Here is a 24,480-nt window from a genome sequence, read left to right on the forward strand (position 1 = left end):
AAATATGCGGCCCTGACGCGCGCGTTGCGTGCACCGGCACACCGGTCGGCTTCCCGTGGTATGCCTGAAGCCGTGTCCGACGGTCTTTTTGACCTTCCCGGCGCGCCGCCGACGAGCGATCGCGGCTTGGGCGTGTCGGCCGGTGCGCCCCTGGCGGTGCGCATGCGGCCGGCGTCGCTGGACGAAGTGGTCGGGCAGGAGCACCTGTTGGCGCCCGGATCGCCGCTGCGCCGCCTGGTCGAGGGATCGGGGGTGGCGTCGGCCATCCTGTACGGCCCGCCCGGCAGCGGCAAGACGACGCTGGCCGCGCTGATCTCCCAGGCGACCGGCCGCCGGTTCGAGGCGCTGTCGGCGTTGTCGGCCGGCGTGAAAGAGGTTCGGGCGGTCATAGAGAACGCACGGCGGGCGCTGCTGTCCGGCGAGCAGACGGTGCTGTTCATCGACGAGGTGCACCGGTTTTCCAAGACCCAGCAGGACGCCCTGCTGTCCGCGGTGGAGAACCGGGTGGTGCTGTTGGTGGCGGCGACCACCGAGAACCCGTCGTTTTCCGTGGTGGCGCCGCTGCTGTCCCGGTCGCTGATCCTGCAGTTGCGCCCGTTGAGCGCCGACGACATCCGCACCGTGGTGCGGCGCGCGATCGACGATCCCCGCGGGCTGGGCGGCCGGGTCGCCGTGACGCCCGAGGCGGTCGACCTGCTGGTGCGGCTGGCCGCCGGCGACGCCCGCCGCGCGCTCACCGCGCTGGAGGTGGCGGCCGAGGCGGTTGAGGGAGCCGCGGACGCCGTCGGCGTCGAGACCATCGAGCAGTCCCTGGACAAGGCCGCGGTGCGCTACGACCGCGACGGCGACCAGCACTACGACGTCATCAGTGCCTTCATCAAGTCGGTGCGAGGCTCGGACGTCGACGCGGCGCTGCACTACCTGGCCCGCATGCTCGTCGCGGGCGAGGACCCGCGGTTCGTCGCGCGCCGGCTGATGATCCTGGCCAGCGAGGACATCGGCATGGCCGATCCCAGTGCGCTGCAGATCGCGGTGGCGGCCGCGCAGACGGTGGCGCTGATCGGCATGCCCGAGGCGCAGCTGACCCTGGCGCACGCCACCATCCACCTGGCCACCGCACCCAAGTCGAACTCCGTCACCACCGCCCTGGCGGCGGCGATGGACGACATCAAGGCGGGGAAGGCCGGCCTGGTGCCGCCCCACCTGCGCGACGGGCACTACTCCGGCGCGGCGGCGCTGGGACACGCACAGGGCTACCAGTACTCGCACAACGATCCCGACGGCGTCGTGGCCCAGCAATATCCGCCGGACGAGCTGGTGGGCGTGGACTACTACCGGCCGACCGGCCGCGGCGGCGAGCGGGAGATGCCGGGACGGCTGGAACGGTTGCGGGCGATCATCCGCAGGAAACGGGGGCGGTCGTGAAGACCTTCACCGACGAGGAGATGGGCCGCCTGCTGGCCACCACCAAGGACTACAGCGTCGTCATCCTCAAGCAGGGGCCGCGGTTCGCCGAGGAGACTGCGGCGGCGATCGTCTGGGAGCACGGCCGCCGCAATTTCGCGCTGCGCGACGACGGGGTGCTGGCAGTGGTGTTGCCGGTCACCGACGGCTCCAGCGTCTGCGGGATCGCGGTGTTCGCGGCCGGGGTGGACGACACCGCCGCCATCATGGCCGGCGACCCCGGCGTCGCCGCGGGCGTCTTCACCTTCGAGGTGCACCCCTGCCGCGGGTTTCCCGGGGATGCGTTGCCCTAGGGCCTCGGCGATCTCGGCGCGAAAGCCGTCAGTGCGTGGCTCTAGACCAGCTCGGGCACCCGCAGGTGCGCGATCGCCAACTCGAACTCGGCCACGTCGACGACCTCGGCGCCCAGCTCGCGCACGCGCCTGCTGCGCAACTCGGTAGCCCGGTCGCGGTTGCGGGCCATCGCGTCCATCGAGTCGAACGTCGAGCAGGACACCGCTCGCCGGCACGCGGGATGGTCGACCAGGAGGCTGGCGCTGCAGAACCCGTCGAGGTCCTCCATCTCGGGAAGCACCGACATCCGATAGAAGTCCAGAGACCGGCTGAGCTGATCCGGCACCACCTTGAGCCAGGTGGCCCGCACGCACGCCCCCTGGCGGGAGGGGTGGTCACGGTGCAGCAAAGCGATGTCCCACTCCTCGACGCGCGCGCTGCCGTCGAACATCAGCGCGGCCCGGTCGCGGATCGGGGCGACCCGTTCGGCGCTGGCGCGCATCGCGTCGATGCTGTCCCACGAGCTGGTGGCGATGCAGGTCCCGGACTGCCGGTCGACCAACAGTGACAGTCCGACACATCCATCGATCTCCGTGAGGGCCGGCATGACGACGTCGCGGACGTGCGCGATCCCGATGTCGACCGACAAGGGTTGCGCCTGGATGGTGGTAGAGCGTGCGTACACGGCCGACCTCCTCTGTCGAGGGTTGATACCGAGCCGGTGGCGCCACCGGTCCCACCCGTTACCTTCCTCCTGCCCGTTGCGCGCCGCAATGCCCTAATGCCGCAATGCCTGCGCCGCAGTGCCCGAATGCCGCAGTGCCCGAATGCCGCAGTGCCCGAATGCCGCAGTGCCCGAATGCCGCAGTGCCCGAATGTGGCAGTGCCCTAATGTGGCCGCGCTCACAAACGATTGGCTGGTCGCAGCTGGTGCCCCGTAGGCTGGTCGGAATGCATACCGACGTGCTGGACGTGGACACAACCCGGCGCCGCATCGTCGATCTCACCGAGGCGGTGCGGGGCTTCTGCTGGTCGAGGGGCGACGGCCTGTGCAATGTCTTCGTCCCGCACGCGACGGCGGGCGTCGCCATCATCGAGACCGGGGCCGGCTCCGACGACGACCTGGTCGACACGCTGGAACGGCTGCTCCCGCGCGACGACCGTTACCGGCACGCGCACGGCTCCCCGGGGCACGGCGCCGACCATGTGCTGCCGGCGCTGGTCGCGCCGTCGGTGACCGTGCCGGTCTCCGGCGGCGAGCCGATGCTGGGCACCTGGCAAAGCATCGTGCTGGTCGATCTGAACCGGGACAATCCGCGACGCTCGGTTCGGCTGAGCTTCCTGGAGGGTTAGCGGACCGCTGGTCCAACATTCCAGCGAATAGGCTGGGAGTAGACGTCAACGCAAAAAAGCAACAGGAAGAAGCGGACTTCAAGTGCAGACACACGAGATCAGGAAGAGGTTTCTTGATCATTTCGTGAAGGCGGGACACACCGAGGTGCCCAGCGCCTCGGTGATCCTCGACGACCCCAACCTGCTTTTCGTCAACGCGGGCATGGTGCAGTTCGTACCGTACTTCCTGGGCGCGCGCACCCCGCCGTACAAGACCGCCACCAGCATCCAGAAGTGCATCCGAACGCCCGACATCGACGAGGTCGGCATCACCACCCGGCATAACACGTTCTTCCAGATGGCCGGCAACTTCTCGTTCGGCGACTATTTCAAGCGCGGTGCCATCGAACTGGCGTGGACCCTGCTGACCAACAGCGTGTCCGAGGGCGGCTACGGCCTGGACCCCGAACGAATCTGGACCACGGTCTATTTCGACGACGACGAGGCCGTGCGGCTGTGGCAGGAGATCGCCGGCCTGCCGGCCGAGCGGATCCAGCGCCGCGGCATGGAGGACAACTACTGGTCCATGGGGATCCCCGGTCCGTGCGGGCCGTCGTCGGAGATCTACTACGACCGCGGGGAAGAGTTCGGCGTCGGCGGCGGCCCGGTGGCCAACGAGGACCGCTACGTCGAGCTGTGGAACCTAGTGTTCATGCAGAGCGAACGCGGCGAGGGGACCGGCAAGACCGACTTCAAGATCCTCGGACCGTTGCCCCGCAAGAACATCGACACCGGCATGGGCGTGGAGCGGGTCGCCTTCGTGCTGCAGGGCGTGCACAACGTCTACGAGACCGACCTGCTGCGCCCGGTCATCGATGCCGTGGCCGCGCGCGCGCCGCGCGGGTACGACGTCGGCAACCGCGACGACGACGTGCGCTACCGGGTCATCGCGGACCACAGCCGCACCGCGGCGATCCTGATCGGCGACGGCGTCACTCCCGGCAACGACGGCCGCGGGTACGTCCTGCGCCGGCTGCTGCGCCGGGTGATCCGCTCGGCCAAGCTGCTCGACGTCGAGGGTCCCATCGTCAAAGACCTGATGACCACCGTGCGGGACGCGATGGGGCCGTCGTATCCCGAACTCGTCGCCGACTTCAAGCGGATCCGCCGTATCGCCGTCGCCGAGGAGACCGCGTTCAACCGCACGCTGGCGGCCGGCTCGAGGCTGTTCGACGAGGTGGCCGGCACCACCAAAGCCGCCGGGGCCAAAGCGATCTCCGGCTCGGACGCCTTCACGCTGCACGACACCTACGGCTTCCCGATCGAGCTGACCCTGGAGATGGCCGCCGAGGCCGGCCTGCAGGTCGACGAAATCGGCTTCCGGGAACTGATGGCCGAACAGCGTCGTCGCGCCAAGGCGGACGCCGCCGCCCGCAAGCACGCGCACGCCGACCTGACCGCCTACCGCGAGCTGGTCGACGCCGGCCCCACCGAATTCACTGGCTTCGACGAATTGACCTCGGAGGCAAGGATTCTGGGCATCTTCGTCGACGGTAAGCGCGTGCCGGTCGTCACACATGGCACGCAAACCGGAGGGGACGGGGCGCACCAGGTCGAGCTGGTGCTGGACCGCACCCCGCTCTACGCCGAGTCCGGCGGGCAGATCGCCGACGAGGGCACCATCAGCGGGACGGGGGCCGGCGAGAGCGCCCGCGCGGCGGTGACCGACGTGCAGAAGATCGCCAAAACCCTGTGGGTGCACCGGGTCAACGTCGAGTCCGGGGAATTCGTGGAGGGCGACACCGTCGTCGCGGCGGTCGATCCGGAATGGCGCCGGGGCGCCACCCAGGGCCACTCGGGCACCCACATGGTGCACGCGGCGTTGCGACAGGTGCTGGGCCCCAACGCCGTTCAGGCGGGATCGCTGAACCGCCCCGGCTACCTGCGTTTCGACTTCAACTGGCAGGGTCCGCTCTCCGACGAGCAGCGCACGCAGGTCGAGGAAGTGACCAACGAGGCCGTCCAGGCCGACTTCGAGGTGCACACGTTCACCGAGAAGCTCGAACGGGCCAAGGCGATGGGCGCGATGGCCATGTTCGGCGAGGCCTACCCGGACGAGGTGCGGGTGGTGGAGATCGGGGGCCCGTTCTCGCTGGAGCTCTGCGGCGGGACCCATGTGCACAACTCGGCGCAGATCGGGCCGGTGACCATTCTGGGCGAATCGTCGGTCGGTTCCGGGGTGCGCCGGGTGGAGGCCTACGTCGGGCTGGACTCGTTCCGCCACCTGGCCAGGGAGCGCGCCCTGATGGCGGGGCTGGCGTCGTCGCTGAAGGTGCCGTCCGACGAGGTGCCCGCCCGGGTGGCCGGCCTGGTCGAGCGGCTGAAGGCCGCCGAGAAGGAACTCGAACGCGCGCGGCTGGCGAGCGCGCGGGCGGCCGCGACCAACGCCGCGGCCGGCGCGGAGCGTATCGGTAACGTCCGTGTGGTGGCGCAACGCATGTCGGCCGGGATGACGGCCGGCGACCTCCGGTCCCTGGTGGGCGACATCCGCGGCAAGCTTGGCAGCGAGCCCGCCGTGGTGGCGCTCATCGCGGAGGGTGAGGGCGGCACCGTGCCCTATGCGGTCGCGGCGAACCCGGCCGCCCAGGAACTCGGGATCCGCGCCAACGACCTGATCAAGCGGCTGGCCGCGACCGTCGACGGCCGTGGCGGCGGCAAGCCGGACCTGGCGCAGGGTTCCGGCAAGGACCCGACCCGCATCGACGCGGCGCTCGACGCGGTCCGCTCGGAGATAGCGCGGGTCGGTTGAGTGGTTCCCACCCAGCATCGCTTGCCCGACCGGCCCGGCGACCCTGACCAGAACAGTCCAGGTCGGGGGTCCCGACCCGGGAGAAGCCTCGGCATCGACGTGGGCAGCGTGCGCATCGGCGTCGCCTGCAGCGACCCCGACGGCATCCTTGCCACCCCCGTTCAGACCGTGCGCCGCGATCGCTCCGGCAAGCACCTGCGGCGGCTGGCCGAGCTGGCCGCCGAGCTCGGGGTGGTCGAGGTGGTCGTGGGGCTGCCGCGGACGCTGGCCGACCGCACCGGCCCCTCGGCCATCGACGCGATCGAGCTGGCCGACGCGCTGGCCCAGCGGATCGCCCCGACGCCGGTACGCATGGCCGACGAGCGCCTGACCACCGTCAGCGCGCAACGATCGCTGCGTGCGGCCGGCGTCCGCGCCCGGGAACAGCGGGCGGTGATCGACCAGGCGGCCGCGGTGGCCATCCTGCAGAGCTGGCTCGACCAGCGCCGCGCCACCCCGACGCCGACGGAGCCCGCCGATGGTTGACAGCGCACGGCGGGAACGGGCCGAGCCCGAAGCCGTCGGCCCGCCCCGAAAGCGCAGCCGCGTCGCCCGGAACCGGCACGAGCGGGGGCGACGCCGGCGGCGGTTCGCCGGCAAGATCGTGCTCGCGGTCCTCGCCGTCGTCGTGCTGGTAGGAGTCTTCTTCGGCGCCAAGCTGTGGCACACGGTGTTCGTGGCCGGCGACGACTACAGCGGAAACGGCAAGCAGGACATCGTAATTCAGATCAAGGACGGTGACTCGACCACCATGGTCGGGGAGACGCTGCAGCGCGAGCAGGTGATCAAGACCATCCGGGCATTCGTCAACGCCGCGCACGGCAACAGCAAGATCTCCTCGATCCAGCCCGGCTTCTACCGGATGCGCACCGAGATCCCGGCGGCCGACGCCGTCGCGCGGCTCACCGATCCCAACAGCCGGGTGGGCCGGCTGGTCATCCCTGAGGGGCGTCAGCTCGACGACACCACCGACATGAAGACCAATAAGGTCAATCCCGGCATCTTTTCACTGATCTCCCGCGCCACGTGCGTGACCCTGGACGGCAACCAGCACTGCGTCGCGGTGGAGGGGCTGCGGGCGGCGGCGACCAACAGCACGCCCGCCGCGCTGGCCGTGCCGCTATGGGCCGTCGAGCCGTTCACCGAGCTCGGCAGGGACCATCGCCGGATCGAGGGGCTGATCGCGCCCGGAACCTTCAACGTCGACCCGTCCGCCTCGGCCGAGACCATCCTGTCCGGCCTGATCAGCGCGGGGGCCGTCGAGAACATGAAGTCCGGGTTGGTGGACACCGCCCAGGCCATGGGCCTGTCGCCCTACGACATCCTGGTGGTGGCCTCGCTGGTGGAACAGGAGTCCAGATCGCAGGACTTCGCGAAGGTGGCGCAGGTCATCTACAACCGGCTGCACGCTCACCACACGCTGGAATTCGACTCGACGGTCAACTACCCGCTGGACCGCCGCGAGGTGGCCACCACCGACGCCGACCGGGCCCAGAAGACGCCCTGGAACACCTATGTGTCGCTGGGGCTGCCCGCCACCGCGATCTGTTCGCCCGGCGTCGACGCGCTGCACGCCGCCGAGCATCCCGAACCAGGTGACTGGCTCTACTTCGTCACCATCGACGCCCAGGGGACGACGCTGTTCACCAAGGACTATCAGCAGCATCTGGCCAACATCGAGCTGGCTAAGCGCAACGGTGTCCTCGACTCCGCACGCTAGCGGCGCCGCCCGCAGGGCGGCCGGACGCGCCAGAAAAGCGGGCGTGCTGGGCAAGCCGATCGCCCACTCGAAGTCCCCGCAACTGCACCTGGCCGCCTACCGGGCCCTGGGCCTGCACGACTGGACCTACGAGCGCATCGAGTGCGACGCCGAGCAGCTGCCCGCAGTGGTCAGCGGGTTCGGGCCCGAGTGGGTCGGGGTGTCGGTGACCATGCCGGGCAAGTTCGCCGCGCTGCGGTTCGCCGACGAGCGCACCGAACGGGCCGAGCGGGTGGGGTCGGCCAACACCCTGGTCCGCACGCCGTCGGGCTGGCGGGCCGACAACACCGACATCGACGGGGTAGCGGGGGCGCTGGCGTCAACAGGGGGAGCGGCCGGGCCGGCGCTGGTGTGCGGGTCGGGCGGCACCGCGCCGGCGGCCGTCCTGGGGCTGGCCCAATTGGGTGTCGGCGCCATCACCGTCGTCGCGCGCAACCCGGACAAGGCGGCCCGGCTGGTGGACCTCGGCGCCGGGATCGGGGTGCCAACGCGGTTCGTGAGCCTGGACAGCGCCGAGCTGGCCCGCGCGGTGGCCGGTGCGGAGGTGCTGGTCAGCACGATCCCCGCGGACGTCGCGGCGCGGTATGCGGACATCTTCGCGCCGATTCCCGTCCTGCTCGACGCCGTCTACGACCCGTGGCCCACGCCACTGGCCGCCGCGGTGGCCGCCGCCGGCGGCCGCGTGGTCAGCGGCCTGCAGATGCTGCTGCACCAGGCGTTTACCCAAGTCGAGTTATTCACAGGGCTACCGGCGCCGCGAGAGGCGATGGCCGCCGCTTTGGGCTAGCGTCCCGCGTCGTGGCCGGGATCGTGGCGCTGTGGATGTGCGCCCTGAGCATCTGGGACATCCGGCACCGGCGGTTGCCCAACGCTTTGACGCTGCCCGGGGCCGGGGTGATCCTGCTGGCCGCCGCGGCGGCCGGTCGCGGCTGGCCCGCGCTGGCCGGGGCGGCGGCGCTGACCGCGACCTACCTGCTGGCGTACGCGGTCGCCCCGGCGGGGATGGGCGCCGGCGACGTCAAGCTGGCGATCGGGCTGGGCGCGCTGGCCGGCCGCTTCGGCGTCGGGGCGTGGTTCCTGGCGGCGCTGGCGGCCCCGCTGCTGACCGTGACGTGGGGCCTGCTGCGCGGCGTGCGCGAGGTCCCGCACGGCCCGTCGATGTGCCTGGCCACTGCCGCCGCGATCGGCCTGGTTCTCGGGTGACGATTGCGGGCACCGACACCTGCGGACGTGTTCGGGTCGTCGCCGCCGAACGTGCAGCCACTGCGAAATTCCGGCGCATTTTTCGCAGTAGTTACACGTTCGGCGCACCCGGCGGCTTTTGGGCGGCCCATGCCGCACATGGGAAGATGATCGGGTGTTGCGTTGGATCACCGCCGGGGAGTCGCATGGCCGCGCGTTGGTGGCCATGCTCGAGGGCATGGTCGCCGGCGTGGAGGTCACCTCGACCGATATCGCCGACCAATTGGCCCGCCGCCGGCTCGGTTACGGCCGCGGCGCGCGGATGAAGTTCGAGCGCGACGCGGTGACGGTGCTCTCCGGGGTGCGCCACGGCCTCACGCTGGGCGGCCCCATCGCCATCGAGATCGGCAACACCGAATGGCCCAAGTGGGAAACCGTGATGGCCGCCGACCCGGTCGATCCGTCGGAGCTGGCCAACATCGCACGCAACGAACCGCTCACCCGTCCGCGGCCCGGGCATGCCGACTACGCCGGCATGCTCAAGTACGGCTTCGACGACGCCCGGCCGGTGCTGGAGCGGGCCAGCGCCCGGGAGACCGCCGCCCGCGTCGCGGTGGGCACGGTCGCGCGGTCCTTCCTGCGCCAGGCGCTGGGTGTGGAGGTGCTCTCGCACGTCATCGCGATCGGCCCGTCGGCGCCCTACCACGGCCCCCCGCCGCGCGCCGAAGATCTGGCCGCGATCGACGCCAGCCCGGTGCGCGCGTTCGACGCAGAGGCCGAGCGGTCCATGGTCGCCGAGATCGAGGCGGCCAAGAAGGACGGCGACACCCTCGGCGGCGTGGTCGAGGTGGTCGCCCTGGGCCTGCCGGTCGGGCTGGGTTCGTTCACCAGCGGCGACAACCGGCTGGACAGCCAGCTCGCCGCCGCGGTGATGGGCATCCAAGCCATCAAGGGCGTGGAGATCGGCGACGGGTTCGAGACGGCGCGCCGCCGCGGCAGCGGCGCCCACGACGAGATGTATCCCGGGCCCGACGGTGTGGTCCGCTCGACCAACCGCGCAGGCGGGCTGGAGGGCGGCATGACCAACGGCCAGCCGCTGCGGGTGCGCGCCGCCATGAAGCCCATCTCCACCGTGCCGCGGGCGCTGGCCACCGTCGACATGGCGACCGGGGACGAGGCCGTCGCCATTCACCAGCGCTCGGACGTGTGCGCGGTGCCCGCCGCCGGCGTCGTGGTCGAGGCCATGGTGGCGTTGGTGCTGGCCCGGGCCGCGCTGGAGAAGTTCGGCGGCGATTCGCTCACCGAAACCCGGCGCAACATCGAGGCGTATCAGCGCGCGGTCGCCGAGCGGGAAGCGCCGGCCGCCCGGGGTACCGCGTGATGGCACCCAGGGCGGTACTCGTCGGGCTGCCCGGCTCGGGCAAGTCCACCATCGGGAGGCGCCTGGCCAAGGCGCTCGGCGTCGGATTCCTCGACACCGACGCGGCGATCGAGCAGCGGACCGGTCGCAGCATCGCCGACATCTTCGCCACCGACGGGGAGCAGGAGTTCCGCCGCATCGAGGAGGACGCGGTGCGCGCGGCGCTGGCCGAGCACGACGGCGTGCTGTCGCTCGGAGGTGGGGCGGTCACCAGCCCGGGCGTCTGCGAGGCGCTCGCCGGCCACACCGTCATCTACCTGGAGATCAGCGCCGGCGAGGGCGTCCGGCGCACCGGCGGCAACACCGTGCGCCCGCTGCTCGCCGGCCCCGACCGCGCGGAGAAGTTCCGCGCGCTGATGGCGAAGCGGGTCCCGTTGTACCGGCGCGTGTCGACGATCCGCGTCGACACCAACCGCCGCAATCCCGGGGCGGTGGTGCGCTACATCGTGTCCAGGCTGCAGACGCCCGAGAACACGCACGCGGAGGCCGGCACATGATCCACCCCGCGCCGGTCACCGTGCAGGTGGCCGTCGATCCGCCGTACCCGGTGGTCATCGGCACCGACCTGGGCGACCAGCTGGTCGAGTTCCTCTGCGACCGGCACCGGGTGGCCGTAGTGCATCAACCGGTGCTGGCGCAGACCGCCGAGGCGATCCGAAGCCGCCTGGCGGACAAGGGTGTTGACGCACACCGCATCGAAATTCCGGACGCCGAAGCAGGCAAGGACCTGCCGGTCGTCGGATTCCTCTGGGAAGTGTTCGGCCGCATCGGGATTGACCGAAAAGACGCGGTGGTCAGCCTCGGCGGCGGCGCCGCCACCGACGTGGCCGGGTTCGCGGCGGCCACCTGGCTGCGCGGCGTCGACGTCGTCCACATTCCCACCACGTTGCTCGGCATGGTCGACGCGGCCGTCGGCGGCAAGACGGGCATCAACACCGACGCGGGCAAGAACCTGGTGGGCGCGTTTCACCAGCCGCTGGCGGTGCTGGTCGACCTGGCGACCCTGGAAACGTTGCCGCACAACGAGCTCGTCGCCGGGATGGCCGAGGTGGTCAAGACCGGATTCATCGCCGACCCGGTGATCCTCGATCTCATCGAGGCCGACCCGCAGGCGGCCGTGGACCCCACCGGCGACGTGCTGCCGGAGCTGGTGCGGCGCTCGATCGCCGTCAAGGCACAGGTCGTCGCCGCCGACGAAAAGGAGTCGGAGCTGCGCGAAATCTTAAACTACGGGCACACTTTGGGGCATGCGATCGAGCGCAGGGAGCGCTACGAGTGGCGTCACGGCGCCGCGGTGTCCGTGGGCCTGGTGTTCGCCGCGGAACTGGCCAGGCTCGCCGGCCGGCTCGACGACGCGACCGCGCAGCGCCATCGCAGCGTCCTGTCGGCGCTTGGCCTGCCGGTCAGCTACGACGCCGACGCGCTACCGCAGCTGCTGGAATACATGGCCCAGGACAAGAAGTCGCGGGCCGGTGTGCTGAGGTTTGTGGTGCTCGACGGGCTGGCCAAGCCGGGGCGGCTGGCCGGCCCCGACCCGGCGCTGCTGGCCGCGGCATACGCGGGTGTGGCTCATGAGTAAGACGGTGAACATCATCAACGGACCGAACCTGGGCCGGCTGGGCCGTCGCGAGCCCGACGTCTACGGGGATACCACGCATGACCAACTGGCCGCGCTCATCGAGCGGGAGGCCACCGCGCTCGGGCTCAAAGCCGTTGTGCGCCAAAGTGACAGCGAGGCCGAGCTGCTGGACTGGATCCATTCGGCCGCCGACGCGGGCGAACCGGTGATCCTCAACGCCGGCGGCCTGACCCACACATCGGTGGCGCTGCGCGACGCGTGCGCCGAGTTGCGCGCGCCCCTGATCGAGGTGCACATCTCCAATGTGCATGCCCGCGAGGACTTTCGGCGCCACTCCTACCTCAGCCCGGTCGCCACCGGAGTGATCGTCGGGCTGGGCGTCCAGGGCTACCTGCTCGCCCTGCGCTACCTGGCGGAAGCCGGCAAAGCTTAAGCCGGCAAAGCTTAATCCGGCAAAGCTTAAGTCGCCCAAGCTTAATCCGCCGAAGCTTAATCCTTGCCGGGCTCAGCGCCCGGCTTGCGGATCACCTCGGTCTTGGGGTCTTCCTCCGGCTTGGCGATCGTTTCGGTGGGGGCCTCGTGCGCGGCGGCCTCGACCGTCTCGGTCGGCGCCTCACGTTCGGCCGTGGCGACCGCCGCGGTCCGCTCCTCCTGCTGGGCTCCCGCCGCGGGAATCTCACCGGTCGGCGCGTCGTCACCGCGCACCGCGGAGAACACGTCGGTGTCGGCCCGCTCGGGGGCCGCTCCCGGCTGGCGGGGCGGCGGGTTGCGGTCCACCCGCCAGCGGCCGATGGTGACGCCGACGATCCCGGGCAGGAACACGCACAGCGCGGTGAACGCCGCGAACGTGGTCACCTCATTGATCAGCCCGCCCGTGTAGAGGCCCTTGTACGCCAGCGCGATGAGCCAGGAGACGGCGCCGGACAGCACGCCCGCCACCAGGCCGGCCAGCAGCCACGTCATCGCCAAATCGCGACGACGGTCCGGGTCCGGGTTCGCGATAGCGTCCGCCCGGCCGTCGAATACCCCCCATACGGCCACGCCGATGATGAAGAGAAGCAGCAGCACCACGCTAAAAAGCCCGGCCTGCGTCTGCCACGCGTTGATCAGCGCCCCTTGGAACAAGCGAACGACGACCATCGCTGCGGCATACACCAATCCGCGCAGCATCCAGTTAGTCATGGGCAATCAGCCTAGCGAGTACCGTCAAGGGTCGTGACACATTCTCAGCGTCGGGACAACCTGAAAGCGCGGCTCAGTGCCAACGGACTGGACGCGATGCTGGTCAGCGACCTGAACAACGTGCGCTACCTGTCCGGTTTCACCGGATCGAACGGCGCGTTGCTGGTTTTCGCCGACGATCGCGGCCCGGTGCTGGCCACCGACGGTCGGTATCGCACCCAGGCCGCGGAGCAGGCGCCGGGGCTCGAGATCGCCATCGAACGCGCCCTCGGCCGCTATCTGGTCGGCCGCGCCGCCGAGGACGGGGTGGGCAAGCTCGGCTTCGAGAGCAACGTGGTGACCGTCGATGCCTTCGACGCCCTGACCGGCGAACTCGACGAACGCAAGGCGGCCACCGAGCTGGTGCGGGCCGCCGGAACCGTCGAGGCGTTGCGCGAGGTCAAGGACGACGGTGAGGTGGCGCTGTTGCGGCTGGCCTGCGAGGCGGCCGACGCCGCGCTCGCCGACCTGGTGGAGCGCGGTGGGCTGCGGCCCGGGCGAACCGAACGCGAGGTGAGCCGGGAGCTGGAGGCCCTGATGCTCGACCACGGCGCCGATGCGATCTCGTTCGAAACCATCGTGGCCACCGGGCCGAACTCGGCGATCCCGCATCACCGCCCCACCGACGCGGAGCTGGCCACGGGCGACTTCGTCAAGATCGACTTCGGCGCACTGGTGGCCGGCTATCACTCCGACATGACCCGGACATTCGTGCTCGGCAAGGCCGCGGACTGGCAGCGGGAGATCTACCAGCTGGTCGCCGACGCGCAGCGGGCCGGCCGGGAGGCGCTGCGCCCCGGCGCAAACCTGCGCGAGGTCGACGGGGCGGCGCGGCAGCTGATCGTCGACGCGGGCTACGGCGAGCACTTCGGCCACGGCCTGGGGCACGGCGTGGGGTTGCAGATCCACGAGGCGCCCGGCATCGGCGCCACGTCCACCGGCACCCTGCTGGCTGGTTCGGTGGTGACCGTCGAGCCCGGCGTCTACCTGCCGGGCCGCGGCGGCGTGCGCATCGAGGACACCCTGGTCGTGCCGGACGAGACGGCGGCGAGCCGCGGGCACGCACCGGAACTGCTGACCAGATTCCCCAAGGAGTTGGCCGTTCTCAGCTAGGCAAACGCGCCGTATGGCGGACCGGGCCCCGGGGGTAAAGTCGGGTGACGTGTACGGGGTGGGACCAATCGAGCGTAGCCTTGCGCGCTTGCGGGATTTTCGCTGGGACTTGCACGCCCAGCCCATGCGGGAGCTGCGGCTGGAGATAGACATCGTGTATTTTGGCCTGCCCGTGCCGTTTTCCGGCGGGGTCAAGCTGAATGTCCCCTTCTTGACGATGATCAAGCGGATGCCCGCATCGCACAGCGAGCCGACCCAGGCCGGCCCGTAACGCGGGAGCGGGAAAGCGGCTGCCCGTCGGTCACGGGCCGCCCGACGCGCGGGCCCCGGCCGCGGCCCGCTCTAGACTGACGAACAAATTGCAGACCGTTCGCGAACGGCTGCCCATCCCCTAGGAGATACACCGACCGTGGCAACGACTGCCGACTTCAAGAATGGACTCGTGCTGGTGATCGACGGCCAGCTCTGGCAGATCGTCGAGTTCCAGCACGTCAAACCCGGCAAGGGCCCGGCCTTCGTGCGCACCAAGCTGAAGAACGTGCTCTCCGGCAAGGTCGTCGACAAGACGTACAACGCCGGCGTGAAGGTGGAGACGGCCACGGTCGACCGGCGCGACACCACCTACCTGTACCGCGACGGCTCGGACTTCGTGTTCATGGACAGCCAGGACTACGAGCAGCACCCGCTGCCGGAGTCGCTGGTCGGCGACGCCGCCCGATTCCTGCTCGAGGGCATGCCGGTGCAGGTGGCGTTCCACAACGGGGCGCCGCTGTACATCGAGCTGCCGGTCTCGGTCGAACTCGAGGTCACCCACACCGAGCCCGGCCTGCAGGGCGACCGGTCCAGCGCCGGCACCAAGCCCGCCACCGTGGAGACCGGCGCGGAGATCCAGGTGCCGCTGTTCATCAACACCGGCGACAAGCTCAAGGTGGACACCCGCGACGGCAGCTATCTGGGGCGCGTCAACGCGTGAGCAGGCCCGCGCGACCCGTTAAAGGGCGCCATCAGGCCCGCAAGCGTGCCGTCGACCTGTTGTTCGAGGCCGAGGCGCGCGGGCTGGGCCCGGCCGAGGTCGTCGACGCGCGCGCCACGCTGGCCGCGGCCAACCCCGACGTGGCGCCGCTGCAGCCGTACACCGTCGCGGCGGCTCGCGGGGTCGGCGAACACGCCGCCCACATCGACGACCTGATCAGCTCGCACCTGCAGGGCTGGACGCTGGACCGGCTGCCGGCCGTGGATCGCGCCATCCTGCGGGTCGCGGTGTGGGAACTGCTCTACGCCGAGGACGTCCCGGAGCCGGTCGCCGTGGACGAGGCCGTGCAGCTGGCCAAGGAACTGTCCACCGACGAGTCGCCGGCCTTCGTCAATGGCGTGCTCGGTCAGGTCATGCTGGTGACGCCGCAGATCAGGGCGGCCGCCGCGGCGGTCCGCATCCGTTCCGCGGGCACGCCGGAGAACGAGGAACGCCAGGGGTGACCCGGCTGGAGATGCGCGCCGTCGTCGCGGGTTTGCTCGCCGCGACGGTGGTGCTGGGCGCCGTCATGTGCGCCGCCTTCGGGTGGACGATCGTCGCGTCGGCGCTTTCGATTTACGCGCTGGGCGTGGGCGCCTGGCTGTACCACTGCGTCGAACGGCTGATCGTGGCCCGTCGCATCAGCACGGTGCGCACGGCCGCCAGGCCGCTGCAGCCGCTGCTGCCGGTGATGGCCGCGCTCATGGGCCTGACGCAGTCCGTGGTGCGGTCGCTGTCCGACGTCACCGAGTTGCCGGCGCGCAGCCGGGAGCTCCCGGTGCTGCGATGGGTGGAGGGCACGAGGGCCAATCGGCGCGCCCTGAACGGCGACGACGGCGAGGACGAGCGGGCACAATAGGCCAGATGACTCGAGACAGCGCCCACCCGCGCCGGCTTCGTGTGTCGGCGCTGGCGGCGGTGGCCAACCCGTCGTACACGCGCCTGGACACGTGGAACCTGCTCGACGACGCGTGCCGTCACCTCGCCGAGGTCAACCGCGCCGGGCTGGACACCGAACACGACCTGTGCCGGGTGCGGCGGCTGATGGATCGGCTCGCCGCCTACGAGCGGTACTGGCTGTACCCGGGCGCGCAGAATCTAGCGAACTTCCGCGGTTACCTCGACAAGCAGTTGCCGTTGCGGCTCGCCGAGGAGGTGTCGCTGGCCGTGCGGCTGCTGAGTGAATACGGCGACCGCGCAGGGCTTTTCGACACCACCGCGCCGCTGGCCGAGCAGGAGCTGGTCGCGCAGGCCAAAAAACAGCAGTTCTACACGGTGCTGCTCGCCGACGACGCCCCCGAGAATGCCCCCGACAGCCTGGCGGAGTGCCTACGCGCGCTGCGCAACGCCTCAGACGGGGTGCAGTACGAGCTGCTGGTGGTGGCGAGCATCGAGGATGCGATCACCGCCGTCGCGCTGAACGGCGAAATTCAGGCGGCGATCATCCGCAGCGACCTGCCGCTGCGGTCCCGCGACCGGGTGCCGTTGATGAACACGCTGCTGGGTGCCGCCGGCGACGACGCGTTGGCCGCCGAAACCCACGACTGGGTCGAATGCGGCGAATGGATCAGGGAGCTGCGGCCACACATCGACCTGTACCTGCTCACCGACGAGTCGATCGCCGCGGAGACCGAGGACGAAACCGCCGTCTACGATCGCACTTTCTACCGGCTCAACGACGTCACCGACCTCAACAGCACCGTGCTCGCGGGCCTGCGGAACCGTTTCGCCACACCGTTTTTCGACGCCCTGCGCGCCTACGCGGCGGCCCCGGTCGGCCAGTTCCACGCGCTTCCCGTCGCGCGCGGCGCCAGCATCTTCAACTCCAAGTCCCTGCAGGACATGGGCGAGTTCTACGGCCGCAACATCTTCATGGCCGAGACGTCGACCACCTCCGGGGGGCTGGATTCGCTGCTGGACCCGCACGGCAACATCAAGGCGGCGATGGACAAGGCCGCGGTGACCTGGAACGCCAATCAGACCTACTTCGTCACCAACGGCACCTCGACCGCCAACAAGATCGTCGTGCAGGCCCTGACGCGCCCGGGCGACATCGTGCTCATCGACCGCAACTGCCACAAGTCGCACCACTACGGCCTGGTGCTGGCCGGGGCCTACCCGCTGTACCTGGACGCCTACCCGTTGCCCGAGTACGCGATCTATGGGGCCGTGCCCCTGCACACGATCAAGAAGACGCTGCTGGACCTCGACGCGGCCGGACAGCTGCACCGGGTGCGCATGCTGCTGCTCACCAACTGCACCTTCGACGGCGTGGTCTACAACCCGCTGCAGGTGATGCAGGAGGTGCTGGCGATCAAGCCGGACATCTGCTTTTTGTGGGACGAGGCGTGGTACGCGTTCGCGACCGCGGTGCCGTGGGCCCGGCAGCGGACCGCGATGGTGGCCGCGGAACGCCTCGAGCAGATGCTGGCGTCCCCGGAATACGCTGTCCAGTACCGTGATTGGGCCGCATCCATGGAAGGGGCCGAGCGGTCCGAGTGGGTCGAACGCCGGCTGCTTCCCGACCCGGCCCGCGCGCGGGTGCGGGTGTACGCGACACACTCCACACACAAGTCGCTGTCGGCGTTTCGGCAGGCGTCGATGATCCATGTCCGCGACCAGGATTTCAAGGCGCTCACCCGCGACGAATTCGCCGAGGCGTTCCTGACCCACACCTCGACGTCCCCGAACCAGCAGCTGCTCGCGTCGTTGGACCTGGCGCGCCGCCAGGTCGACATCGAAGGCTTCGAAATGGTCCGCCACGTCTACAACATGGCGCTGATCTTCCGCCACCGGGTCCGCAAGGACCGGCTGATCGGCAAGTGGTTCCGCATCCTCGACGAGTCCGACCTGGTGCCCGACGAATTCCGCGCGTCGTCGGTCAGCTCGTACCGTCAGGTCAGGCAGGGCGCGCTGGCAGAGTGGAACGAGGCGTGGCGCTCCGACCAGTTCGTGCTCGACGCGACCCGGGTGACCCTGTTCATCGGCAAGACCGGGATGACCGGGTACGACTTCCGCGAGAAGATCCTGATGGACCGGTTCGGCATCCAGATCAACAAGACCTCGATCAACAGCGTGCTGCTGATCTTCACCATCGGGGTCACCTGGTCGAGCGTGCACTACCTGCTCGACGTGCTGCGGCGGATCGCCGCCGACTTCGAGCGCAGCCAGAACGCGGGCGGCAAGGAGGACCGCGCCCTGCAGAAGCGCCGGGTCGAGGAGATCACCGAGGACCTGCCGCACCTGCCCGATTTCAGCGAGTTCGACGTCGCCTTCCGCCCCGTGGACGCCTGCAAGTTCGGCGACATGCGGTCGGCCTTCTACGCCGGATACGAGGGGTCCGATCGCGAGCACGTGCTGATCGGCAGGGCCGGGCGGCGGCTGAGCGCGGGCAAGACCCTGGTGTCCACCACGTTCGTGGTGCCCTACCCGCCGGGGTTCCCGGTGCTGGTGCCGGGTCAGGTGGTCTCCAAGGAGATCGTCTATTTCCTCGCCCAGCTCGACGTCAAGGAAATCCACGGCTACAACCCCGAACTCGGTCTGTCGGTGTTCACCGAGGCCGCGCTGAAACGGATGGAGGCGCAACGGAACGCGGCGTTGGCCGCGGTCGGGACCGCCTACCCGTCGTTCGAGTTGCCGTCGGATGCCTCGGGCATGAACGGGACTCGCAATGGCGACCGGTCCGGGCAAGTCGTCAGCGAAGATGCCTGAGCCTAGGGGCTCGGCGGCCCGTTGGCCTGACCCTGCAGGATCCCTCGCTCGATCTCCTCGCGGAGGGCCGCGCTGCCGGCTGGAGCCGTCTCGTGACAGCTGCAGCTGAGGGTGCTGAAGGGGCTCGGTTCGGCGCCCGCGGGTGCCGCCGCTACCAGCCCGGCTCCGAAAATGATGGCGACGTAGACCAATATTCGGGTGGTCGCCCGGTGCTGAGGACGCCTGAGGCGTGCAGTGCCAGACATGACGCTGCCAGCCTAGGAGTGGATCGCTGAGAAGCCGCTGAGAAGGCCGCTGAGCTCGGTGTTTCCCGGCGGTCCACGGGCCTGCAGAATCGAAGGTGTGCAGTGGCTTCGGCCCCGGAACTGGGGCATCCCCGCTCGGTCGGCAGCGGTGTCGGCCGTCGTCGTGCTCTGCGCACTGGCTTTCGCCGGCGCGGGGTTGGACGCGATCCTGTATCGGTCGCTGTTGGTGGGCGTCGACTACGCGTCCGCCGAACGGGTTCGCGATCTGGCGAAGGCGCTGCAGTCCGATCCGCCGGGCGGCTTGGACAGCACCCTGTTCGGCACCGACCAACGGGTGGTCGCGATCCAAGTGATCGCCCCCGACGGCACGGTGGTGAGGCGTTCGCGCTCCGCGCCCGGCAGGCCGCTCGTGTCCGTCGCGAACTTCGGCCCCGCTCTTCGTCGCGGCCTGCCCGACGACGCGGTGCCTGGTGAGAACATGCGCGTCAGCGGGCAACGGGTCGCGACCGCAGCCGGCGACTACACGGTGCTCGTGGGAGGGGGGAGCCACTCGGTCGAGGCGACGGCACGGACCGTTGCGCTGCTGTTGGCCGGGGGCGCGCCCATCGTCGTCGCGGTGGCGGCGGGCGCGACGTACTGGCTCGTGCGCCGGTCGCTGCGATCGGTCGACGCGATCCGCGCCCGGGTGGCCGAAATCTCGACATCGGGCCTGGCCGAACGGGTCCCCGTGCCGAGCGGCCGCGACGAGATCGCGGCGCTGGCCGTCACGATGAACCGGATGCTGTCCCGTATCGAGGCCGGCCACCGCGTGCAGCAACGCTTTCTCGCCGACGCGTCGCACGAACTGCGCAGCCCGCTGGCGACGATCATCTCCGGATTGGAAGTCGCCGAGGCGCACCCCGATCTGCTCGACGCGGAGTTGGCGATCAACACCCTTCTCCCCGAGGCACAACGCATGCACACCCTGATCGAAGATCTGCTGCTGCTGGCCCGCGCCGACGAGCAGAGCCTGCTGCGGCGCAAAGAAGAGCTCGCCCTCGATGACATCGCCGAGGCCGAAACCGCCCGGGCGCGCCGCGAGGCGCGCTGCGAAATCGACACCGACATCCGACCGGCGCGTTGCACCGGTGACCCGATGGCGATCTCGCGAATGATCCGCAACCTGGTGGAAAACGCCGTCCGCCATGCTGATTCGCGGGTCACCGTGGCCGTCGGCAGCAGCAACGGCGCGGCCATCCTCACCGTCAGCGATGACGGTCCCGGAATCTCGCCGGCCGAACGGGCCCGGGTGTTCGAACGTTTCGTGCGGCTGGATTCGGACCGTGCCCGCAGCGGTGGGGGAGCCGGCCTGGGGCTCGCGATCGTCGCCGAGGTCGTCGCCGCTCACGGCGGCGCGGTCGACGTCGACGACCGACCGGGCGGCGGAACGCGGATGATCGTGTCCCTGCCGCAGTGCGAGCCTCAGCACAACAGTCGGTAACCGACGCCGCGGACCGTTTCGATGGTGTTGGTACCGAAGGGAACGTCGATCTTGCGGCGCAGATATCCCACGTAGACCTCGACCACGTTGTCGGGGCCGCGATAGTGCGCATCCCAGACGTTGCGCAGGATTTCGGCCTTGGTCACGACCACGTCCTTGTTGCGCATCAGAAACTCGAGCACTCCAAACTCGCGTGGCGTCAAGGTGATTGGCGTCGAATCACGGCTAACGGAGTGCCGCGCCGGGTCCAGCAGCAGTGATCCGGCGGTCAGCACCGCCGGCCGCGCCGGCACGCCGCGGCGCACCAGCGCACGCAGCCGCGCCACCAGCACCCGGAACGAAAACGGTTTGGTCAGGTAATCGTCGGCGCCGAGGTCGAACGCGTCGGTCTCGTCGTACTCACCGTCCTTGGCGGTCAGCATGAGGACCGGTGTCCACACGTTGCGCGCCCGCATCCGGCGCAGCACCTCGTATCCGCTGTGGCCGGGCAGCATGATGTCGAGGATCACCGCGTCGAAGCTGTTCTCGAGCGCCTGCTGTAGGCCGTCGACACCCGTGCCGACCGCAACGACGACGAATCCCTCGGCCTTCAGCCCCCTGGCCAGGGTCGCCGAAAGCCGCGCTTCGTCCTCGACGAGCAGGACTCTCATGCCGTCGGGCTTACTGGCCGGCCGGGCCGCGGTCGGCGCGGCGGTCTTCCGGTGTCGTCGTTCATGTATTTCCAGGGTAGCCGCGCTGAGGAAACGCTGACTGCGTCCATGATATGTCCAGACTGTGAATCGCGCTCGCGCGGTGGACCTTCCACACTGTATCCAAACCTGCGCTCGTACAAGGTATCTCGTAACTCTGACCATGTCAGCCCGGTCCGCGCCGGCGCGGGCTTACGTACGAAGTCGCTTCGCATTCAGTAAATTACCGCGCTGCCGCGGTGTCATGGCGCCCGACGAACGTCGCCCGTCCCCCCGGGTAGCCGGCGATCGAGTGTGCGCTGACGGCTTCGCGTGTGCGCCCAGGGCGGCGATACGCCGGCGACGCCCGCCCCGGCCGCACACTCAGCGCAGGATCCTGGCGTAGAGCAGACTGTCCTGCGGCTCGATCCCCAGGTTGGGGTAGGCGGCGTGGCGGGCCAGTCGCCCCTCCAACACGAAGCCGGCGCGCTCGAGCAACCGCGCCGAGCGGTCGTTCTCGACATTGCACGTGGCCCACACCCGATACACCGCCCGGTCGGTGTCGAGGGCGGCCAGCAGCATGTCGAGCACCTCGGCCATCAAACCCTTGCCCCACCACCGCCGACCCAGGCAGTAACCGATCTCGACCGAGTGCGGCTGGGTGCGCCGGCAGCTGGTCAGCCCGACCACCTCACCGCTGTGCCGCAACTCGATCACCCAGGTCCGCTCGTCGGGGCTGACGTTGAGCTTTTCGGTGATCACCCGACGCGTCGCCGCCACGTCGGGGTGCGGCGTCCACATCAGATACTTGGTGACCTCCGGATCGCGGGCGACCCGCTGGAAGAGCGCGCCGGCGTCGTCGAGCACGGGCCGCCGCAGCACGACACGCGGCCCGGTGATGCGCTCGGGTGGGTAGTCGGCCACGTCAGAGGCCGAGCGCTTGATAGGTGCGGCGGACGAATTTCGGTTGGGCCGATCGGAGTTTCGCCAGCGACGTGTTGCCGGCTATCGCCGCTGCCGCGTCCACGGACATATCGGGCAGGTTCTGGACCAGGTACAGCAGCACCAGATCCGTGGTCGGGTCGGCCTGCCACCACGTCCCGTAGGCGCCGGGCCAGCTGAACGTCCCGAGACCGCCCGGCCCAAACAGCGGCGCGCTCTTGGCCGGATCGGTCACCACCGACAGGTTGAGGCCGAAGCCGCGACCGACCCAATACGGCGCCCCCAGAAAGTCGTGACGCTTCTGTTCGTCGGTCAGCCGGTCGGTGCGCATCAGGCGTGCGGACTCGGGCGACAGCACCCGCACGCCGTCGATGGTTCCGTCATTCAGCAGCATCCGCACGAACCGCAGGTAGTCGTCGGCCGTCGACCACAGGCCGCCGCCCGCGTTGCAGAACGAGGGCGGCTTGATGTGCGGCGGCCCCATCGCGTCGTGGTGCAGTTGGCCCCGCTCGTCGAGCCGGTACATGGTGGCGGCGCGGCCGCGCGCCTCGGGGGACACGAAGAACCCGGTGTCGGGCATGCCGACCGGGCCCAACACCCGCTCGTCGAGAACCTGGTGAAACGGCTTGTCCTCGATGCGTGACGCGATGACGCCCAGCAGGTCGATGGAATGGCTGTAGGTGAGCCGGTCACCCGGCTGATGCACCAGCGGCAGCTTCGCCAGCTCGGCCAGCCAGGCGTCGGGGCCTTGATTGAAGGGCAGCCGCACGTAGGCCTTGGCGATCGGCCCGGACACCGAGAAGCCGTAGGCCAGGCCGCTGGTGTGGGTGAGCAGGTCCTCGATCAGGATGGCCCGCTGCGCCGGATGCGTGTGGTCCAGCGGGCCGCGCGGGTCGTCGAGCACCCGCACGTCGGCCAACTCCGGCGCCCAGTGCACCACCGGGTCTTTGAGCGTCAGCTTGCCCTCGTCCACGAGGGTCATCACGGCCGCGACGGTGACCGGCTTGGTCATCGACGCGATCCGGAACAGCGTGTCGCGCTGCATCGGCAGGCCCGCGTCCGCGTCGCGGTAACCGATTTCGTTGACCTGCAACACTTGTCCGCGCTGCCAGACCATCGTCACCGCACCGGCGAGCAGGCCCGCGTCGCACACTTCGCGGATGGAGGCCGCATTGGCGTCGAGGTTCACCCGATCAGGTTAGCGGCGGGCCCGGGGGCGCCCCGGCCAAGGCTTCGTCCACCGTGGGGTAGAGGTCGATGAACTCGTCGAGGCCCACGATGCGCAGCGACCGGCCGGTGCCCGAGCCGTCGGCCGCCACCCGCAGTGAGGTCGGGCTGTTCTCGGTCAGGCGATGCACCTCGACCAGCACGGTGATGCCGGCCGAGGACAAGAAGTCGACCTCGGTGAGGTCGATGACCAGCACCGCAGGCGTGCCGGCCAGGGCGATGTCGATGTGCGTCGCGAGCGAGGGCGCGGTGATGATGTCCACCGCACCACTGACCTGCAACACCACCGCGCCATCGGCATCGCGGCGGGTTACGGAGAACTCCTCGCTCCTCACCACCCGAACGTACTGTCTCCTCCGCGGCGGCCGATGACCCGGGGCGTCGCGGGCCCCACGCCAAGAGGGGACATCGGTATCGAGGCCAAAGTTTCACGACGGTTTCGGTTGAGCAAAGGAACTGCAGCGTACCCGCGATGCGAGGGCCGATATCGCCTGTTCGACCTTAGTGTTGGCTGTTATGGCCGGACTGGACAATTCCGTGAAGCGCTGGCGCACAGCGCTTCACGTAACCGTGTCGGCATTCATAGTTGCCATCCTCGGACTCGCCGTCACCCCCGTGGCTCATGCGGCCGCGGCCGCGGCGACGTTGTCGGTGGAACATACATGGCAGACCGGTTTCATCGCCCGCTTCACCGTCACCAACTTGAGCATGGCGCCGCTAAGCGATTGGAAGCTTGAATTCGATATGCCGGCCGGACAATCCGTCTCGCACGCGTGGAACAGCACCGTTACCCAATCCGGCACGCACTATGTGCTCACCCCCGCGAATTGGAATCGCGTTATCGCACCCGGCGGTTCGGCCACCGGTGGTTTCAGAGGCGTGTTGAGCGGTACCTACTCGCCGCCTGCGAATTGCGTGCTCAACGGGCAATATCCCTGCACCTAGCGGCGTCGGCGCACGCCTACCCCCCGGGGGAGACGCGTGGGGCGGGTGGGACGCAGCGA

26 protein-coding genes are annotated in these 24,480 nt (G+C 69.7%); 20 read left to right on the plus strand and 6 right to left on the minus strand.

The window, feature by feature from the left end; all coding sequences use genetic code 11:
* Positions 1-60 precede the first annotated feature (60 nt).
* Both KXD96_RS13680 and KXD96_RS13685 read left to right on the plus strand, forming a co-directional pair.
* Entirely contained in the window at positions 61-1,425 is a 1,365-nt protein-coding gene (locus tag KXD96_RS13680) for a replication-associated recombination protein A (RefSeq protein ID WP_260745050.1), read from the plus strand.
* Positions 1,422-1,757 carry a hypothetical protein gene (locus KXD96_RS13685; RefSeq protein WP_260745051.1) on the plus strand — a complete coding sequence of 112 codons (336 nt, stop codon included), beginning with the start codon at positions 1,422-1,424 and terminating at the stop codon, positions 1,755-1,757. The genes KXD96_RS13680 and KXD96_RS13685 overlap by 4 nt, the downstream gene beginning before the upstream one ends.
* Before the next feature lie 41 nt (positions 1,758-1,798).
* On the opposite strand, the gene KXD96_RS13690 is transcribed toward KXD96_RS13685, so the two are convergent.
* Positions 1,799-2,422, minus strand: coding sequence for a hypothetical protein (locus KXD96_RS13690; RefSeq protein WP_260745052.1), 624 nt, complete (start codon positions 2,420-2,422; stop codon positions 1,799-1,801).
* Positions 2,423-2,700: 278 nt separating this feature from the next.
* Here KXD96_RS13690 and KXD96_RS13695 point away from each other — a divergent pair, with 278 nt between their 5' ends.
* The 10 genes from KXD96_RS13695 (at position 2,701) to aroQ (ending at position 12,290) form a co-directional block, all read left to right on the plus strand.
* The gene (locus KXD96_RS13695) at positions 2,701-3,090 is read left to right on the plus strand and encodes a secondary thiamine-phosphate synthase enzyme YjbQ (protein ID WP_260745366.1); all 390 of its coding nucleotides are present in this window, start codon (positions 2,701-2,703) and stop codon (positions 3,088-3,090) included.
* 82 nt (positions 3,091-3,172) lie between these two features.
* Entirely contained in the window at positions 3,173-5,878 is a 2,706-nt protein-coding gene (gene alaS / locus KXD96_RS13700; protein ID WP_260745053.1) for an alanine--tRNA ligase, read from the plus strand.
* On the plus strand, positions 5,879-6,403 hold the full coding sequence (gene ruvX, locus KXD96_RS13705; RefSeq protein WP_260745054.1) for a Holliday junction resolvase RuvX: 525 nt from the start codon (positions 5,879-5,881) through the stop codon (positions 6,401-6,403).
* The gene (gene mltG / locus KXD96_RS13710) at positions 6,396-7,637 is read left to right on the plus strand and encodes an endolytic transglycosylase MltG (RefSeq protein ID WP_260745055.1); all 1,242 of its coding nucleotides are present in this window, start codon (positions 6,396-6,398) and stop codon (positions 7,635-7,637) included. Before ruvX ends, mltG begins: the two co-directional genes overlap by 8 nt.
* Positions 7,615-8,463 carry a shikimate dehydrogenase gene (locus tag KXD96_RS13715; protein WP_260745056.1) on the plus strand — a complete coding sequence of 283 codons (849 nt, stop codon included), beginning with the start codon at positions 7,615-7,617 and terminating at the stop codon, positions 8,461-8,463. The genes mltG and KXD96_RS13715 overlap by 23 nt, the downstream gene beginning before the upstream one ends.
* Before the next feature lie 35 nt (positions 8,464-8,498).
* Positions 8,499-8,879 carry an A24 family peptidase gene (locus KXD96_RS13720; protein WP_260745367.1) on the plus strand — a complete coding sequence of 127 codons (381 nt, stop codon included), beginning with the start codon at positions 8,499-8,501 and terminating at the stop codon, positions 8,877-8,879.
* A gap of 154 nt (positions 8,880-9,033) precedes the next feature.
* Entirely contained in the window at positions 9,034-10,239 is a 1,206-nt protein-coding gene (gene aroC, locus KXD96_RS13725) for a chorismate synthase (RefSeq protein ID WP_260745057.1), read from the plus strand.
* On the plus strand, positions 10,239-10,775 hold the full coding sequence (locus KXD96_RS13730) for a shikimate kinase (RefSeq protein ID WP_260745058.1): 537 nt from the start codon (positions 10,239-10,241) through the stop codon (positions 10,773-10,775). The genes aroC and KXD96_RS13730 overlap by 1 nt, the downstream gene beginning before the upstream one ends.
* Positions 10,772-11,857 carry a 3-dehydroquinate synthase gene (aroB, locus tag KXD96_RS13735; RefSeq protein ID WP_260745059.1) on the plus strand — a complete coding sequence of 362 codons (1,086 nt, stop codon included), beginning with the start codon at positions 10,772-10,774 and terminating at the stop codon, positions 11,855-11,857. The genes KXD96_RS13730 and aroB overlap by 4 nt, the downstream gene beginning before the upstream one ends.
* Positions 11,850-12,290 (plus strand): type II 3-dehydroquinate dehydratase, encoded by a 441-nt coding sequence (gene aroQ / locus KXD96_RS13740; protein WP_260745060.1) that lies wholly within the window; start codon positions 11,850-11,852, stop codon positions 12,288-12,290. The genes aroB and aroQ overlap by 8 nt, the downstream gene beginning before the upstream one ends.
* 56 nt (positions 12,291-12,346) lie before the next feature.
* On the opposite strand, the gene KXD96_RS13745 is transcribed toward aroQ, so the two are convergent.
* Positions 12,347-13,039, minus strand: coding sequence for a B-4DMT family transporter (locus tag KXD96_RS13745; protein ID WP_260745061.1), 693 nt, complete (start codon positions 13,037-13,039; stop codon positions 12,347-12,349).
* A gap of 33 nt (positions 13,040-13,072) precedes the next feature.
* Here KXD96_RS13745 and KXD96_RS13750 point away from each other — a divergent pair, with 33 nt between their 5' ends.
* The 7 genes from KXD96_RS13750 to KXD96_RS13780 all read left to right on the plus strand — a co-directional run bounded on the left by KXD96_RS13750 (position 13,073) and on the right by KXD96_RS13780 (position 20,639).
* Positions 13,073-14,191: a Xaa-Pro peptidase family protein gene (locus tag KXD96_RS13750; RefSeq protein ID WP_260745062.1), complete on the plus strand. Its 1,119-nt coding sequence runs from the start codon at positions 13,073-13,075 to the stop codon at positions 14,189-14,191.
* Between the two features lie 88 nt (positions 14,192-14,279).
* Complete coding sequence (locus tag KXD96_RS13755; protein WP_260745063.1) at positions 14,280-14,462, plus strand: hypothetical protein; 183 nt, start codon at positions 14,280-14,282, stop codon at positions 14,460-14,462.
* Positions 14,463-14,600: 138 nt separating this feature from the next.
* Positions 14,601-15,164 (plus strand): elongation factor P, encoded by a 564-nt coding sequence (efp, locus tag KXD96_RS13760; RefSeq protein ID WP_260745064.1) that lies wholly within the window; start codon positions 14,601-14,603, stop codon positions 15,162-15,164.
* Entirely contained in the window at positions 15,161-15,667 is a 507-nt protein-coding gene (gene nusB / locus KXD96_RS13765) for a transcription antitermination factor NusB (protein WP_260745065.1), read from the plus strand. The genes efp and nusB overlap by 4 nt, the downstream gene beginning before the upstream one ends.
* Entirely contained in the window at positions 15,664-16,062 is a 399-nt protein-coding gene (locus KXD96_RS13770) for an antitermination protein NusB (protein WP_260745066.1), read from the plus strand. The genes nusB and KXD96_RS13770 overlap by 4 nt, the downstream gene beginning before the upstream one ends.
* Before the next feature lie 5 nt (positions 16,063-16,067).
* On the plus strand, positions 16,068-18,914 hold the full coding sequence (locus KXD96_RS13775) for an aminotransferase class I/II-fold pyridoxal phosphate-dependent enzyme (protein WP_260745067.1): 2,847 nt from the start codon (positions 16,068-16,070) through the stop codon (positions 18,912-18,914).
* A gap of 303 nt (positions 18,915-19,217) precedes the next feature.
* The gene (locus KXD96_RS13780) at positions 19,218-20,639 is read left to right on the plus strand and encodes a HAMP domain-containing sensor histidine kinase (protein ID WP_260745068.1); all 1,422 of its coding nucleotides are present in this window, start codon (positions 19,218-19,220) and stop codon (positions 20,637-20,639) included.
* Here KXD96_RS13780 and KXD96_RS13785 read toward each other — a convergent pair.
* From KXD96_RS13785 to KXD96_RS13800, 4 genes are all read right to left on the minus strand, one after another.
* Complete coding sequence (locus tag KXD96_RS13785) at positions 20,621-21,289, minus strand: response regulator transcription factor (RefSeq protein ID WP_260745069.1); 669 nt, start codon at positions 21,287-21,289, stop codon at positions 20,621-20,623. The two genes, KXD96_RS13780 and KXD96_RS13785, sit on opposite strands and share 19 nt — an antisense overlap.
* A 402-nt stretch (positions 21,290-21,691) precedes the next feature.
* On the minus strand, positions 21,692-22,231 hold the full coding sequence (locus KXD96_RS13790; RefSeq protein ID WP_396878632.1) for a GNAT family N-acetyltransferase: 540 nt from the start codon (positions 22,229-22,231) through the stop codon (positions 21,692-21,694).
* A gap of 1 nt (position 22,232) precedes the next feature.
* Positions 22,233-23,438, minus strand: coding sequence for a serine hydrolase (locus KXD96_RS13795; protein ID WP_260745070.1), 1,206 nt, complete (start codon positions 23,436-23,438; stop codon positions 22,233-22,235).
* A 4-nt stretch (positions 23,439-23,442) separates the two neighbouring features.
* Positions 23,443-23,811: an STAS domain-containing protein gene (locus KXD96_RS13800; protein WP_260745071.1), complete on the minus strand. Its 369-nt coding sequence runs from the start codon at positions 23,809-23,811 to the stop codon at positions 23,443-23,445.
* Positions 23,812-23,992: 181 nt separating this feature from the next.
* Here KXD96_RS13800 and KXD96_RS13805 point away from each other — a divergent pair, with 181 nt between their 5' ends.
* Positions 23,993-24,421, plus strand: a complete 429-nt coding sequence (locus tag KXD96_RS13805) for a cellulose-binding domain-containing protein (RefSeq protein WP_260745072.1) — start codon at positions 23,993-23,995, stop codon at positions 24,419-24,421.
* Positions 24,422-24,480: the final 59 nt, after the last annotated feature.

This window comes from Mycobacterium sp. SMC-2 (genome assembly GCF_025263485.1).
In the GTDB taxonomy this organism is placed as follows: Bacteria; Actinomycetota; Actinomycetes; order Mycobacteriales; family Mycobacteriaceae; genus Mycobacterium.